Origin of the sequence: Bifidobacterium dolichotidis (assembly GCF_003951975.1) — a bacterium.
Lineage (GTDB): Bacteria > Actinomycetota > Actinomycetes > Actinomycetales > Bifidobacteriaceae > Bifidobacterium > Bifidobacterium dolichotidis.
The window spans coordinates 44,070-59,112 of sequence record NZ_QXGM01000001.1; the positions used below are offsets into that span (position 1 = coordinate 44,070).

Below are 15,043 nucleotides of genomic sequence, written 5' to 3' on the forward strand. Positions count from 1 at the left end.
TTATCAGTTGCTATCTCATACAAGAGCTAGCGAAGTGTAATCACTTCTTCTTTGGCTTCTTTGCAGGAGGCTCGCCAAGAACGCTCTCAGCCACAGTAATAACAGCAGCTTCTGCGTCGTTTGCTGCATCAGCAGCGGACTCAACAGCGCCCGTAGCAATGCCAACCAAACCAGCTGCAGCATCAGCCACAGTTTCAGCAGCATCCTTTACTGCATTAGCAACAGCGTTCGAGCCTTCGTTCTGCAGGCGGTTCATCACGTTAGAAGCGTTCTCGAGCGAGAAGTCACCAATAACGCGGCCAGCCTGAGCAATATCACCCAGAGCAGCCTTAATCGACTCGCGCACAGCAGGATCCACAGCAAGCGTGACCGAAAGGATTGGCGTCTTCATAGACACCTTTGCCTTCGACTTGATGCCACGCAGAGCAGCCAGAGCCTGACCAGCGTTAGCCAGCAGATCAGGGGAGACCTGGAATGCAGCCGTTGCGTATGGCAGTGGCTTTGGCCATGGTGCACGGTGCACAGAGCCTTCGCCTGCGTGCATCCAGCTCCACACTTCTTCAGTTGCGTATGGCAGGAATGGAGCCAGCAGACGTGCGAATGCGTCAAGGCCCATGCCCAGTGCCGTACGAGCCGACTTAATAGCAGCCTCAGATGGCGTATTGCCATGAGCATCTGGCGTGCCATAAGCACGGTTCTTGACGAGCTCAATATAGTCGTCGCAGAACTGCCAGAAGTAGCTTTCAATCGTCTCAAGAGCCTTCGAGTGCTCGTAGTTCTCAAGGAACAGCGTTGCTTCGCGAACCACAAGAGCCATCTTGGCCATAGCAGCGCGATCGAGTGGCTCGGTCACGTCTTCTGGGTTCCAAACAGCCGTTGCTGGCTCGGAAACGTGGTGCTCTTCGTCTTCGCGGCCAATAGCCAGAGCGAACTTCGTAGCGTTGAGCAGCTTAATAGCAAGACGACGACCGATCTTCATCTGGCCTTCGTCGTACGTTGCATCGAGGCCGAGGCGTGCGCAAGCAGCCCAGTAACGAACTGCATCAGCGCCGTACTTCTCGATTGGCTGGCTTGGCACCACGACGTTGCCCTTGGACTTACTCATCTTCTTGTGGTCAGGATCAAGAATCCAACCAGAAAGCGTCGTATTAGCCCATGGCAGGCAGTTGTTCTCAAGCTGTGCACGATCCACAGAGCTGAACAGCCACGTACGAATGATGTCCTGACCCTGAGGGCGCAGATCCATAGGGAACGTAGCCTTGAACAGAGCCTTGTCTTCGTCGCTTGGCTCTTCCCAATGCGTCACAATTTGTGGCGTCATCGAAGAGGTTGCCCACGTATCCATAATGTCCTGCTCAGCAGTGAAGCCACCAGGCTGGTCACGCTGCTCTTCGGTGTAGCCTTCAGGCACATCGATTGCAGGATCGATTGGCAGCACATCCTCAGATGGCGTCAGAGGGTGCTCATAATCAGGCTCACCCTCAGCAGTTACTGGATACCACAGTGGGAATGGAACACCGAAGAAGCGCTGGCGAGAAATCAGCCAGTCTCCGTTCAAACCGTTCACCCAGTTCTCGTAACGCACGCGCATGAAATCAGGGTGGAAGTTGAGTTCCTTGCCGCGCTCGATGAGCTTAGCGTTGAGATCAGCGTTCGTACCGCCGTTCTCGAGATACCACTGACGAGACGTGACAATTTCGAGTGGCTTGTCACCCTTCTCATAGAAGTTCGTCATACGAGTCGTTGGCTTTGGCTCGCCGTCCAGATCACCGGACTCACGGAGCTGCTCAACAACTTCCTTACGGGCAGAGAACGTCGTCTTACCGGCCATCTGAGCGAAGATCTCGCGGCCCTTCTCGTCCTCAATCCAGTCAGGAGTGTCCATAACGATGCGGCCGTTGCGCTGAATAATCGAGCGCGTAGGCAGGTGCAGATCACGCCACCACTGCACATCGGTAACGTCGCCGAACGTGCAGCACATAGCGATGCCGGCGCCCTTGTCCTTCTCAGCAGCTGGGTGAGCCAGCACAGGCACCTTGACGTTGAACAGAGGCGAGTACACGAACTTGCCGAAGTACTGCTGGTAGCGCTCGTCATCTGGGTGAGCAATCAGAGCCACGCAAGCAGGTAGCAGTTCTGGACGCGTCGTCTCAATGTAGAGAGGCGTGCCATCTTCGAAGTGGAAAGCAATCTTGTGATAGAAGCCAGGGTATTCACGCGACTCGAGCTCTGCCTGAGCCACTGCAGTCTGGAACGTCACATCCCACAGACCAGGAGCTTCCTTCTGGTATGCCTGACCACGAGCCAGGTTACGCAGGAAAGCCTTCTGTGCCACGCGCTGAGGGTGGCGGCCGATCGTGTGATACGTCTGCTTCCAGTCCACCGAGAGGCCGAGCTTACGCCACAGAGCTTCGAACAGCTTCTCATCCTGAGCCGTCAGCTTCTCGCACAGTTCAATGAAGTTCTTACGAGAGATCGGGACCTGATCCTTGGCCTTGATCTTCTTGCCTTCAGTGCCCTCGTATGGTGGCTTGAAATCTGGATCGTACTTCAGCGACGTATCAACGCGCACGCCGTAGTAGTTCTGCACACGACGTTCCGTAGGCAGGCCGTTATCATCCCAGCCCATTGGGTAGAACACATCGTAACCGCACATACGCTTGAAACGTGCGATAACGTCGGTGTGAGTGTAAGAGAACACGTGTCCGACGTGCAGGCTGCCGGAGACGGTTGGAGGCGGCGTATCGATTGAGTACACAGCCTTACGATCGCGAGAGTTCTGGAAAGCGTAGGTCTGCTGTTCGTCCCACTGCTCACCCCATTTGTTCTCGAGACCGTCCACGCTCACCCTGTCAGGAAGCGCGGTCAGGTTCGCGGAAATAGAGATATTACGGCTTTCAGTCATAGTTAGCTAGTTTATGGCCCGCTGATGACATTTTCGGGCTCAGTTTAGCGCTATATTTCAACGATTTCCGGGGGTACAACAAATCGCTTGAAAGAGGCGGGCACTGGGCTAACCTCTCTCAAGCGATTCGGTACAGTATTCGCGATTATCGCGTTAAATCAGCAAGCGGCAAATACGTTGCCGTCATTGTTGTTGGGTATCCCGAAAGCCTTGCCTTAGAAATGACGAAATCCTTGCGCGTATACAGCCATGCACTTGCTGCATCCTCAGAAGCAACGCGTGCAAAGGCGGCCAAATGCTTGTCGTAATCGGTGGCATTCGTGCTGCGCAAAGCTGCTTTGTACTCATCCTGAGCATGAGCGTTCGTGTAATGGAATACCGAGTCAGGCGTCGTGAACTGGCGGTACGAGTACTGGCCAATAAGCTGCATAATGGCCATATCGTAATCGCCATTATCAATACGCGATTGCAGCAAACCAGAATCAACGACTTCCATAGACACCTGGAAGCCAGCTTCTTGCAGATTCTGCGTTGCCATCTTGCCGAGATCCTCATAGCGAGGAGGCACCAAGAAATCAATGGTGCCAACATAGCCAGCAGGGAAGAAGCTCAACATTTGACGTGCCTTAGCAACGTCATGTGGGAACAAGTCAGTCAGATCCTCATAGCCTGGTTCGAGTGGGCCAATAGGACCGCCCAAAGCGCTATAAGCATCCTTCATTGTTTCGGCAATGGTCTTCGTATCAATGGCATAACGAGCGGCTTGGCGAACCTGCTCATCAGACAGAATCGACTTGTTCTCGTTGTTGAAGCCCACAATAACCTGCTGTGCACTGACGCCAGTTGCCACATTGAACACAGGATTATTCACCGCATCTTCAATAGATGAAGCACGCGTTGGCAGAGCCATATTGACCGAATCGTCATTAACTGCATCAACTAGGGCTGATTCGTTATCAAAATACTTGAGCGTAATCTGCGAAGCCTGAGCAGGCTTAGCCCAGTAGCGAGTATTGCGCTTAAGCACAATTGAGTCTTCGTTATATGAGGCCACAAAGAACGGACCAGAGCCAGCTGCTTCGTTCTCGTAATTCAGCTTCGATTCCGATGGGTTGTACACAATGCCTGCACGGCCACTGAGTGAACGCAGCAGTGCAGCATTTGGCTCAGCGAGCTTAATAACCACGGTTTGATCGTCTGGATTCTTCACCGACTGGAGCTGTGCTAACGCATCAGCACCCTGCCAGTGGTTGCGCACAATCTGCTCAAGTGACCACACAACGTCGCTTGAATTCAGCTCACGACCAGAAGCAAAACGAGCATTGCTATCAAGCTTAAACGTGTACGTCAGGCCGTCGTTGGAAATTGACCATTCTTTTGCGATGCCTGGAACCACGTCGTTATCGTTATTGCGCTTGACGAGCGATTCATAGACGTTGGCAAGCAGTGCTTGTTCAACAGAAGTCTCTTTGTTCGTACGAATATCAAGCGAAGAAGGACGGTCAGTTAAACCAATAACAAATGTGGAATCAGATTCAACGGCAGTGACACCGGTATCAGGTGCTGAGCTGCGTACCATCGAGAAACCGATGGAAAAGAGCAGAGCCATAATGGCGAGAATTGCCGCAAAAAGAGCCCAGCGACCCCAACCCGTACGTTCTTCCTTCTTACTCATGCGCCCCATTGTAGTGATGGGCGTGATTAATGAGAAGAATTCGTAAGTTGTAACTATGAAAATTACATCAAATCCGAGGAATTAAGCCATAATGCGGCTTCAACACCCATCTTGGGGCAATTGTTATTTCTTTTAACAAAATAACTATGGCGCAAAGAGCGAACGAATGCACTGATTGCATAAGAAACAAGCCAAGGTGTTTGGAAACGATCTCAGACCAATGAACTTGGACACGTCTGATTGAGTGGGCACTGCTCGCACAATGGCCTACGAGCCTTGCAAATATAACGGCCATGCAGAATCAGACGGTGCGACAGATCCACCCATTCGCTTGGCGGGAAGCACGCTGTTATTTCTTGCTCAATATGCTCTGGCGTTGCATTTTTATCGTTCCAGTCGTCACGCCAATGCAAACGCGAAGTCACACGAATAACGTGCGTATCAACAGGGAAGCCAGGAACATGGAATGCATTACCGAGTACCACATTGGCTGTTTTACGACCAACGCCAGGAAGGCTCGTTAAATCCTTCATATCCTGCGGTACTTGGCCATCAAATTCATTGACCAAATCCTGCGACAACATAACAATATTGCGTGCTTTTGCGCGGTAGAAGCCGAGTGAATGAATAATGTTTTCAACATCATCAACATCAGCTTGAGCCATAGCTTGAGGCGTTGGATATGCCTTGAATAGGGCAGGAGTGGTTTCATTCACGCGCTTATCGGTGCATTGTGCACTGAGCACAGTAGCAACAAGCAATTCAAATGGAGTTTCGAAGTTCAGCGCGCATTTTGGATGAGGAATCTCTTCGCATAGCAATTGGTATTCACCTTGCATACGCTGCAAACGCGCTTTCTTCGATTCTCGTGCCATATCAGCTTTCGTCGCTTTCTTGCTCTGGTGGGTCGAATCGGTATCCGACGTTACGCACAGTTCCAATCAGATGCTCGTATTCGCCACCTAATTTGGCTCGTAGGCGACGAATATGCACATCAACGGTGCGAGTACCGCCGTAGTAGTCGTAACCCCACACTTCTTGCAATAGCTGTGCACGAGTAAATACGCGGCCTGGATGCTGCACCAAATATTTGAGCAGTTCAAACTCTTTGTAGGCCAAATCAAGTGGCTGGCTATGCATTGATGCCGTATAACCATCGGTATCCACCACCAGATCACCACAACGAATTGTGCCGTCTTCGCCGCTATCGCCATTGCCATGAGCGCGGTGCAGTGCAGAAATATCTCGCTCTGAAACGAGCTTGAGACGTCCTTCAACTTCTGCTGGTGAAGCTGTATTCACAATGACATCAGCCACGCCCCAGTCAGCATTGACTACAGTGAAGCCACCTTCGGTGAGCACAGGCACAATAGGAATAAGCAAACCCGAAGCTGGAATCAGTTTGCATAGCGTGCGAGCAGTTGCTAAATCATCACGCGCATCAAGAATCAGAATCGTGTCTTCCGGCATTTTGACAATGCTTGCTGCATCCATAGGCAGCACACGAACACGATGGGAGAGCAAGGCCAGCGAAGGAAGAACTGATGCCGGATCCTCAGCAAGCGTCATCAGCGTTAAATCCATATTGCCGAACCCCCTCATGGAACGAAATGCCTAGCATCTAGGCCGCTCTATGGGTTAAGTGTAATCGTTTTACAGTATTTCATTGCTCTGCGGAATATATTTTGAACAAAATGATGTGGGGGCGCCCTACTACATTGGTGAGCATTACATCAGGAAGGAACGCGTTATGGCATCGACTGAACCCGAACAAGCTGCAGGCTCACCGATTACGGTTACAGGCCCAGCTGATCGTAAGCCGTATATTTGGTTGATCGCAGCGCAGGCAGTCGCTTATGCAATTCTCGTGCTGATTTCTTTAATCCCTATGGGTTCTGGCGCTCAAATGAATTCAGTGGCTGTGACGTTTGTATCAACAGCAGTTGTGGCGCTTGTTGTTATTGAAGCGTTTACGAGCCCATTGCGCGTTAATGCCTCGGGCCGCGCTATTGCTGCTATTGCAGCACTGTTTGCTTTAGTGTTCGCTACCTCGCCAATTATTGGTGACGTTATTGCACTGCACGGTGCCGCTCAGCACAACCACATTTTCACGGAGCGACCATGCACATGGGTAGCAGGCGTTGCCAGCGTGCTCGTAGCCGTGATTGTTATTGACTTTATTCGCCAAATGATGCGCGAACAGCGCACTGAGCTCATTGAGCACATTGGTGCTGATGTTGCATTAAGCGCAAGCTGCGTATTGAGCACGGGCTGGTGCTTCCTGCCATATGTGCTGCAGAACTTCGGCATTGCTCAGGATGATGGCTCTACGGCACTGCATATTTCGGTGCTTCTGCTGGCCATTATTTGCGTTGGTGTCATTATTGCCTTGGCTGCAGCAACGTATATTTGGCACCACGATGTGCACATTGCCAAGCATTTCCATCTGCCATGGCTCGGTATGGCTATGCTGCCAGTTATGCTCACGGGCGCCGTTGTTGGTCTTGGCGCCGTAGTGATTACGATCTGGGGCTGAACACACAAGCAACTTGGTTCCAGCACGGTGAGCCTAATGCTGCAACCGTGAACCTCAAGAGCGTTTACGAGAAATAAAAAAGAAGAAACCCGCCAATGCACAACGCACGGCGGGTTTCTTCGTATAACGAGTTACTTACGAACGTAACTGTTGTAATAAGACGTTACTCACTTCTCAGAAGCAGCGAGGCGCTCACGAGCTTCCTTGATGACCTTGTTAGCGTCATCGATGCCCGTCCAGTAATCGCCTGGCATAACTTCCTTGCCTGGCTCCAGAGCCTTGTACTGCTCGAAGAAGTGCTTGATCTCAGCCTTGTGGAACTCGGAAACATCCTCGATGTTCTTGATCGAGTCGTAACGCACGTCAGCTGGCACGCACAGGATCTTGTCGTCGCCGCCTTCTTCGTCGACCATGTGGTACATACCAACAGCGCGGCACTCAATGACGCAGCCTGGGAACACGGAGTTGGAAACCATCACGAGTGCATCGAGTGGATCGCCATCTTCGCCCAGCGTGCCCTCAATGTAGCCGTAATCATCTGGGTAGCCCATCGAAGTGAACAGCGTGCGGTCAAGGAACACGCGGCCCGACTCCTGGTCGACTTCGTACTTGTTCTTGGAGCCGCGAGGAATTTCCACAACGACGTTGAACGTTTCTGCCATGTTGGGTTCTCCTTCATGCCAAAGATTGAACTTAGTTTAGTGAGGCCCACATTACGCGCTGCGCCCTACCGAAACGGGGGCGCAGCGTGAAATTCAGTTGAAATTTGGTACTGAACTGGGGTCTGTACAGTACCGAGACGAGCTTGACTCAGTACTGAACCGACAGAATATGAGCCACATCTGCCCAAGGGGCGAGCGAAACGTAGTTATCCCAGCTCCACTCGAACTGCTGACCCGTCAGCTCATCCTTAACTGTAAACGGCTTATCCGTAGGCAGACCGAGCGATGGCAGGTCAATATGAACATTGGCTGGCTGAGCATTATTCGTATCGAGATTGACACAAACAATAACGGTGTCCGGCTTGCCTGTTCCCGTCAGCTCGGCTGGGGTGTGACGCACGAGCGCGAGCATAAACGTGTTATTCGTCGGCAGAATCGTCAGGTTATGGAAGCTGCGCAAGCTCACGTGCTCAGCGCGGACCTGGTTCAGCGTCTGAATCAGCTTGGCAATGCCTGCGTCTGGCTGTTCTGGCCATTCACGCACAATAATATTTTCTGATTCATCAATAGCTGGAGCTTGGCCTTCGGCGCTTTGCTCATTCTCCACACGTTCGTATCCGGCCATAATGCCCCAACTTGGCGAGCCCATAGCAGCGAGTACGGCACGAATTGCATAACCCGTAGCGCCGTTATCGCGCAAGTAATCGGTAAGCACTTGATACGTGCTTGGCCAGAACGAACGATGTTCAATAAAGCTCTTGGTGCTATAGGTATCAGTCAAGAACGAAGTCAGTTCATCCTTCGTGTAGTTCCAGTGGAACTCGCTATCGCTTTGCTTAAAGCCAGCCAAACCGAGGGCATGCTGCGTTGCTGGATCAACGTACTGTTCAGCGGCAAACAGCACTTCTGGATGCTTCTTCGTTACGGCTTCAATAATGGCGTGCCACGAATCGAGACCGCGCAGCGTAGTAGAAGCGCGGAATGCAGTTACGCCAGCTTCAACAGCCTTGAGCAACTGCTCAATAATCTCGTTCGTATCGAGTGCGTTATGCACGGTGCGCAGGCGCTTGCTTGGAATGTCATTGTCAATAATGAGGTCGGTCGTTACATCCAGAGCGACTTCAAGATCGAGCTCATGTGCCTTATCGCAGAATGCCTTGAGATCGGCATAATCGGTGCTGCGCGTAGGAGCATAGGTGTGTAGATGCACAATCGAGAAGCCTTCGGCCTTAGCGCGCTCAAGACCCGTGAATGCAGCACTAAGTGTGGCTGGCTTATCGTCAGCCTGGCCCTCACTATTGAGTGCAGCAGCTTCAGACTTTGGGAAGAAGCCATACCAAGCGGCAAAGCTCGACTGCGGACGCTCAACAACAATGGCGCTAGCATCGCTTGACGTCAGATCCTCACGCAGAGGATTCGTCAGATGCAGCTGCTTAATGTCGTCAGTGGTTACGGCTTCGAGACGCTGTGCCGTTGGCAGCGTGGTATCAGTAACCGTCTTGGCAGCATCGGTTAGCAGCTTCTTCTGGGCAGCAGTGAGCTTAGCATCGCGAGACTTCGACCAACGCGTCAAGATCTGGGCCATTTCCTCGAATTGGCGTTCCAGAATATCGGTAAGTGGCATCGTTGGATCTTCGAAGACATCAGCCATCGAATCGAGCCAAGTCACATAAGCGTCGGTCCAGCCCTTCACTGCAACTTTGTAGGAGCCCAGCTGCTTGGCAATAGCATCGTAGCCTGCCTGCCATGGCTTAATTGACGTTGGTTCGCCAACTTGCAGCATGCCGGAGAACAGGGAAGTATCGGAGTCGCCTGAAGTCATTGGAACGCTCATCAAAATCTTGCCGCGCGTATTGAGCAGATATGCGGTTGCGCCCACCACAGCGTCCGTTGCTACGACATGAGCTTCAACGCGGAATGCTTCGCCGAGTTCCACGCGAGCAGGGAAGTGGCCAGCCTCAGCGTGAGGCGTTACATCATAGACAGCAACACGGCTGAATTTTGATGCTCGCGTTGCAGCAGTGTGAGAAGAACGTGCTGACGCAGTGCGCGTAGACGATGTGCGGGCAGATGACGTCTTAGTCGTCTTTGCAGTACGAGTAGTTTGCGACTTTGATGCTTGTGCAGTTTCAGTTGCTGCTGTTTTCCTAACCATAGCTATTGATGGACCTCGATGTTGCGGTGGACTTCATGAGTTGCAAAATTTCGTTGTTCAGGGTGAGATGTTGAGAATCTGTTCTGAATAATGAAATTTGTTCCCAGCCGTTCATTCTAGGGGGTATGGCTTAGGAAGAGTAGCCAGTTCCTAATTTTTGGACCCATTTGTGAAAAGATATCCACAAAATTTGTGTGATTTTCCTTGGTTTGTGCAGATTTTGCGTACACGGGGGTAGCGCGGTGCGACCGCCATCTTTTGTGCCCTATTTATTTAGTTCATTTACCTAATAGGGGGTATGTGAATATTTTCAGTTAGATGTGGTTGTAATCAGTCATAGCCTTGAGCCTGATTCGTGCGTTATAGTTGCCCATCCGATTCAGCCCTTGATCTGCACTTTTCGAGTTATCCACAATGCTATGCCCGAACTGAGCAGTTAACCACATCACCCTTTTCCACTTTCAAACCCTGAGGGCTCCATGCCATGCTCAGGGTACTGGTTGGGCCAGTGCAAGCACAGCGAAGTTGCATGCTTGCGTCGCTTCTTGCTGGTCACCTGTATGGCCAGCAAGAACACATTGCACACAGCGGTGATATCAGACAACCACAGGGTTGGTGTCAGTGCGCTGTATGCAAGAGAAGAAGGGAAAACTCGTGAATGTTAAACAACGAAGTCAAGCTGTTTTCAAGCGTCTTCAACAGCAATTAGTTCGGTTCAGTACGCCGGATAAACGTGCAGCTCATGCGGCTCCGCCTCCACGTCATCGTAAATGGAGCAGTATTGCTGCATGTGGTGCCGTACTTGGCATGATATTGGTTGGTGTACTGCCAAAAGCGGCTTATGCAGAGAAGCAGATTACACAAGACTTTTCTATGGCCATGGCTGGGGCAATACTGCACGATACCTATTACATGGGCAGACTTGCTACGGATGAGCATAATGAAGCATATTACTGTCGTGAATTCGCTAATGATGCAGACTTTATTGTGATTTCTGAAGCACCAGCGCCAGATAGTGTTGAAGCGCGAAAAATGGGGTGGTTGCTCAATAAATATGCCAGGCCAGAGCGTTCGATTACTGAGGAAGATCGTAGAAACCATGGTGGTATTGGCTGGCTCGTCCATGATTATTTTGATTTCAATGACAGCAATGACCATGCATGGAATCGCATTCGTGACACAGCATTAGATGTGTATGCATCTTCTTATGAGCGCGGGCAAGTGCTCTGGAATGAAGCAGAACGTAATGTGCCAACGCATGCGTCTATTGACGTGCAATATGACGAATACAAGCGCCGTGGTCACGCAATAATTAATGTCTATAACCAATTCGGCATGCGTCCAGAAGAAGGTAATTTCGCCATTCAACTTCGTGGACCAGCACGTGTAGTTGGCACATCGCCAGAAGCGTTGCAGCATGCTCCACTCAATACTGAAGTTACTGTGGAATGGGAAGCTACAGGCGATGGTCCAGTCAGTGTTGATGTGGTCTCTAATCAATACTCCATAATGTTTGTCGAAAGTGGCCAAGACTTCGTCCGTCGAGGTGCTCAATTTGCCGATACGATACAAACGGAGTCGTTCCCTGTACATGGCATGATTGAGCCACGCTTAAGTACCCAAGCTGTTGAACCAGTTACCCAGGCTGGGGAAGTGGTACAAGACGATGTTGCCTTAAGTGTCTCCAAAGATGCATGGCAACCATGGCCAGAAGGCTTCAGTCTTCAGGCACACGGATCGTATTATGACGGTTTGCCAAAATCTGCATTTACTGAAGTATTCGCACCAGCCGATCATGAATCCACACAAACTTATATGGATCGCATACAGGCTGCTGGTTATACACCAGTTGCCAATGCTGATCTCACGTTTACTGCTCCAGAACAAACACAACGAGCAACAGCACTGACCTCAGATGGCAAAGAATATAAAACAACGGAAAATTCTGCATTTGGTACTTGGGTTTGGACGATTAGCAAAGCTCAGCAGCCAGAGCATGTTCAAGAGTATTTGATTGAAGATTTCAATTCCGTATTCCTTGAACATCAGGAGTCAAATTCCACACGTCGTACAGTCGAAGTGGAATCAGAAGCTGCTGAGCACACGGGTCATATTGGTACTGAATTAATGGATGTAATTACAGTGCGCGGATTCCCTGACGATCATGGCGAGTTCCAAGGCAGTGAAGCTATGCGAGTTCCTGCCGATGAGCCAAATGCACAAGTCAGTGTGTGGTGGGCCGGCGCCTCTACAAGCGGTACGGCCTCAGATAGTGAGGATGACCAGTATCGACCAGATACTGCTGAAGTGCCACAAGAAGATGATCATCACAAGCTCATTGGCACGTGGGATGTGCCTGCAGTCAACGGACGCATCAAATTCGGCGGAGGATCCACCGACGCACATGGTAATCCCGTTACCGTAGTTGCCGAATATCCAGGTTGGTACGTTTTTGTCTGGAGCTTCAAGGGTGATGGACGCGCAAAACCAGCAACGAGCAGATATGACGATGCATGGGAACGTGTGCGGATTCATAAGCCAGTGCCAGATGAGCAAGCACCACGTATATCAACACAAGTTAGTTCGGCAGAAGTAGATATTAATGAGCCATTTTCTGATGCAGCACATGTAGAAGGCAAGGTGCCAGAAGGAGCTTATGTCACGTTTGTTGCTTATGAGGCCATACAAGAAGGTGAAGAGCCAGGACTCAATGCAGTGCTTTTCGATTCTGATCATGTTGCAGTTGATGCAACAGTAACTGATCAAATCGTGCATAGTAAGCAAACGCGCTCGCCAACAGCGGGCTTGGTGTATTGGAAAGCAACGCTCTGGAGTCAAGAAGGTGATGTGTTAGCAACACATGATCTTGGCGTTGAATCCGAAATTGTTAAAGTTCGTGAGCCTGAGTCAAAACCAGAACCGAAACCGTCGCCGGCAGCAGAGGCACCAAAGCCACAAACACCGTTGGCACGGACTGGATCGGCGACTGTAGTGGCTCTGATGGTGAGTGCCAGTTTGGCTGTGTTGGCCGTTCTGCTGCTTAGGGTTTCGCGACCTCAATCACGTGCTAGGCATGCGGCTTCTTCACAAAATAACCACATTTCGAGATGACCGCTATATGGCTAAGGGGGGATGGTTATCATGACTACTGACGGTAAGCATAGAAACCGTAATCTGAAACGACGTAGTTCAGAAAACAGTTGAAATGAATACTGTCTCCTTTTGAGAAGTGGTTGTGTTGTGTGTGCCGGCTGAAGCCTACTCAAGAACGAGTAGCCTTCCGTCGGCACATATTCTTATGCAGAGATGATGGTGTGCGCAGGTAGTGGTGCGTATAGAAGAAGTACATATAAAAACAGTGTGCGGAGATAGAAGTGCACTAGATCATGGTGTACCAAGATACGTAGTGTATGGAGAAAACGGTGTACAGAAATAAGTAGTGCACAACGAGAACAAGACTGCAAAAACAAAAAACCGGAAATCTTGCGATTTCCGGTTTCTGTATTGGTAGCGGGGCATGGATTTGAACCATGGACCTCTGGGTTATGAGCCCAGCGAGCTACCGAGCTGCTCCACCCCGCGTCGGTCGTCTTGAAGACAACTCTTAATACATTACGCCGCTTCGTCTGCCTGTCAAATCGGCGTGTTGCGCATATTTCTTACCCCCTAATGAACATTGTCACCCTTGTAACATCAGTGTTTGCAATAATGACGGCATGCCTATTACTATTCCGAGCGGTTTACCTGCACGAGCCATCCTTGACTCTGAACGCATTTTTGCGCTCGAGCAGCCAGATGCAGAGCGACAGGATATGCGTCCGCTCAAAATCGTGATCTTGAACCTCATGCCAAAGAAGATTGAGACAGAAACGCAATTGCTGCGTCTGATCTCAAAAAGCCCACTGCAGGTTGAGATTGATTTCATGCGTACGTCAACACATGAGTCCACGCATGTTAGTGCTGATCACCTCGTGAAGTTCTATGAACCACTCGAGGCATTCGAAAACAATTATTACGACGGTCTGGTGGTTACGGGTGCCCCTGTTGAGCACTTGGCTTTTGAAGATGTGGATTATTGGCCAGAGCTCGTACGCATTTTTGACTGGGCGAGTACGCATGTGTTTTCCACCATGTATTTGTGCTGGGGAGCTATGGCTGCACTGCATCATCGCTATGGTGTGCGCAAAATCGATTTGGACACCAAGCTATTCGGTGTATTTCCTCAGTTCTTGCAAGATGAGTATTGCTTCTTAACAAATGGCTTTGATGAGGTCTGTTTGCAACCACATTCGCGTCTGGCTGGTGTCAATGAGGCGGATATTGCGGCATGTGATCAGCTGCAGGTGCTGACATGGGGACCACAATCTGGTCCTGGATTAATTGCGACGAAAGATTTCAGTGAAGTTTTTGCTCTAGGTCATTGGGAGTATGAACGCAGCACGCTTGCAGAAGAGTACGAGCGTGATCTCAAGCGTCATATGACGAATGTTCCATTTCCTGAGAATTATTTCCCAAATGATGACCCATCGATTGAGCCCCTCTTTTCGTGGAGAGCGCACGCTAATCTTTTATGGCGAAATTGGCTGCATTGGGTCTACCAGACAACGCCATACGACATCACGAGAATCCCGGGATTACGCGAAACTGGCCAACTTGGTACGGATCGTTCAGTCCGTCATGAACCTGCATCACCTCGTTCAGATAGGTTCGTTCCATTCGGCGCATGCGAATACGGAATCGTTCCACAAGGGGGTGTTACGCATACCCCCGACCTGTGATGGTGAAGCGTTTTAGCTAGGAAATTGCCGATACCACGGCGTAAAACTGTCATCAACAAATAAACGAAGCGCAGAGAGAAGATTTTGCTGATGGCTGTGACACGCCGAACTGGTGTGTAGCGCATGTCCACCAGCGGGCTAATAATCCAATCAGCCGTTTGAATGATCCCTGCGTAGTAGGCCACATTGTGGTTTGCTCGCAGGGTTTCATGCATGAAGGGCCTAAATTTGGGTCTAACATGCTAAGAGAGCTTCAATGCGTTTCGTGAAGTGAAGCAAAGGCGCGGACTTAAAATGAGATCGCGCTTTTTCGGAGCGCAAAACTGAATTGA

General features: G+C 50.5%; 9 protein-coding genes and 1 tRNA gene. 3 read left to right on the plus strand and 7 right to left on the minus strand.

The window, feature by feature from the left end:
• Positions 1–40: 40 nt before the first annotated feature.
• The 4 genes from valS to D2E26_RS00200 form a co-directional block, all read right to left on the minus strand.
• Positions 41–2,905, minus strand: a complete 2,865-nt coding sequence (valS, locus tag D2E26_RS00185; RefSeq protein ID WP_125962708.1) for a valine--tRNA ligase — start codon at positions 2,903–2,905, stop codon at positions 41–43.
• A gap of 145 nt (positions 2,906–3,050) precedes the next feature.
• A complete protein-coding gene (locus tag D2E26_RS00190; RefSeq protein ID WP_164515801.1) occupies positions 3,051–4,580 on the minus strand; it encodes an ABC transporter substrate-binding protein in 1,530 nt (509 codons plus the stop codon).
• A gap of 212 nt (positions 4,581–4,792) precedes the next feature.
• A complete protein-coding gene (gene nth / locus D2E26_RS00195; RefSeq protein WP_125962710.1) occupies positions 4,793–5,455 on the minus strand; it encodes an endonuclease III in 663 nt (220 codons plus the stop codon).
• Position 5,456: 1 nt separating this feature from the next.
• A complete protein-coding gene (locus D2E26_RS00200; RefSeq protein WP_241218803.1) occupies positions 5,457–6,182 on the minus strand; it encodes a winged helix-turn-helix transcriptional regulator in 726 nt (241 codons plus the stop codon).
• Between the two features lie 148 nt (positions 6,183–6,330).
• Between D2E26_RS00200 and D2E26_RS00205 the strand changes: the two genes are divergently transcribed.
• Positions 6,331–7,116: a hypothetical protein gene (locus D2E26_RS00205; protein ID WP_125962711.1), complete on the plus strand. Its 786-nt coding sequence runs from the start codon at positions 6,331–6,333 to the stop codon at positions 7,114–7,116.
• Between the two features lie 167 nt (positions 7,117–7,283).
• On the opposite strand, the gene D2E26_RS00210 is transcribed toward D2E26_RS00205, so the two are convergent.
• Together D2E26_RS00210 and D2E26_RS00215 are read right to left on the minus strand one after the other, a co-directional pair.
• Entirely contained in the window at positions 7,284–7,778 is a 495-nt protein-coding gene (locus D2E26_RS00210; protein ID WP_125962712.1) for an inorganic diphosphatase, read from the minus strand.
• Between the two features lie 148 nt (positions 7,779–7,926).
• Positions 7,927–9,933: a maltotransferase domain-containing protein gene (locus D2E26_RS00215; protein WP_125962713.1), complete on the minus strand. Its 2,007-nt coding sequence runs from the start codon at positions 9,931–9,933 to the stop codon at positions 7,927–7,929.
• 630 nt (positions 9,934–10,563) lie between these two features.
• Here D2E26_RS00215 and D2E26_RS00220 point away from each other — a divergent pair.
• Positions 10,564–13,044: a hypothetical protein gene (locus D2E26_RS00220; RefSeq protein ID WP_125962714.1), complete on the plus strand. Its 2,481-nt coding sequence runs from the start codon at positions 10,564–10,566 to the stop codon at positions 13,042–13,044.
• Between the two features lie 394 nt (positions 13,045–13,438).
• Here D2E26_RS00220 and D2E26_RS00225 read toward each other — a convergent pair.
• Positions 13,439–13,515 (minus strand) — tRNA-Met (locus tag D2E26_RS00225).
• 134 nt (positions 13,516–13,649) lie between these two features.
• Here D2E26_RS00225 and D2E26_RS00230 point away from each other — a divergent pair.
• Entirely contained in the window at positions 13,650–14,711 is a 1,062-nt protein-coding gene (locus tag D2E26_RS00230) for a homoserine O-succinyltransferase (RefSeq protein ID WP_125962715.1), read from the plus strand.
• The last annotated feature ends 332 nt before the right edge of the window (positions 14,712–15,043 follow it).

Bases quoted from the DNA above. Each gene is read 5' to 3' on its own strand.
- valS (WP_125962708.1), bottom strand. From the start codon at position 2,905: ATGACTGAAAGCCGTAATATCTCTATTTCCGCGAACCTGACCGCGCTT.
- D2E26_RS00190 (WP_164515801.1), bottom strand. From the start codon at position 4,580: ATGAGTAAGAAGGAAGAACGTACGGGTTGGGGTCGCTGGGCTCTTTTT.
- nth (WP_125962710.1), bottom strand. From the start codon at position 5,455: ATGGCACGAGAATCGAAGAAAGCGCGTTTGCAGCGTATGCAAGGTGAA.
- D2E26_RS00200 (WP_241218803.1), bottom strand. From the start codon at position 6,182: ATGAGGGGGTTCGGCAATATGGATTTAACGCTGATGACGCTTGCTGAG.
- D2E26_RS00205 (WP_125962711.1), top strand. From the start codon at position 6,331: ATGGCATCGACTGAACCCGAACAAGCTGCAGGCTCACCGATTACGGTT.
- D2E26_RS00210 (WP_125962712.1), bottom strand. From the start codon at position 7,778: ATGGCAGAAACGTTCAACGTCGTTGTGGAAATTCCTCGCGGCTCCAAG.
- D2E26_RS00215 (WP_125962713.1), bottom strand. From the start codon at position 9,933: ATGGTTAGGAAAACAGCAGCAACTGAAACTGCACAAGCATCAAAGTCG.
- D2E26_RS00220 (WP_125962714.1), top strand. From the start codon at position 10,564: ATGCAAGAGAAGAAGGGAAAACTCGTGAATGTTAAACAACGAAGTCAA.
- D2E26_RS00230 (WP_125962715.1), top strand. From the start codon at position 13,650: ATGCCTATTACTATTCCGAGCGGTTTACCTGCACGAGCCATCCTTGAC.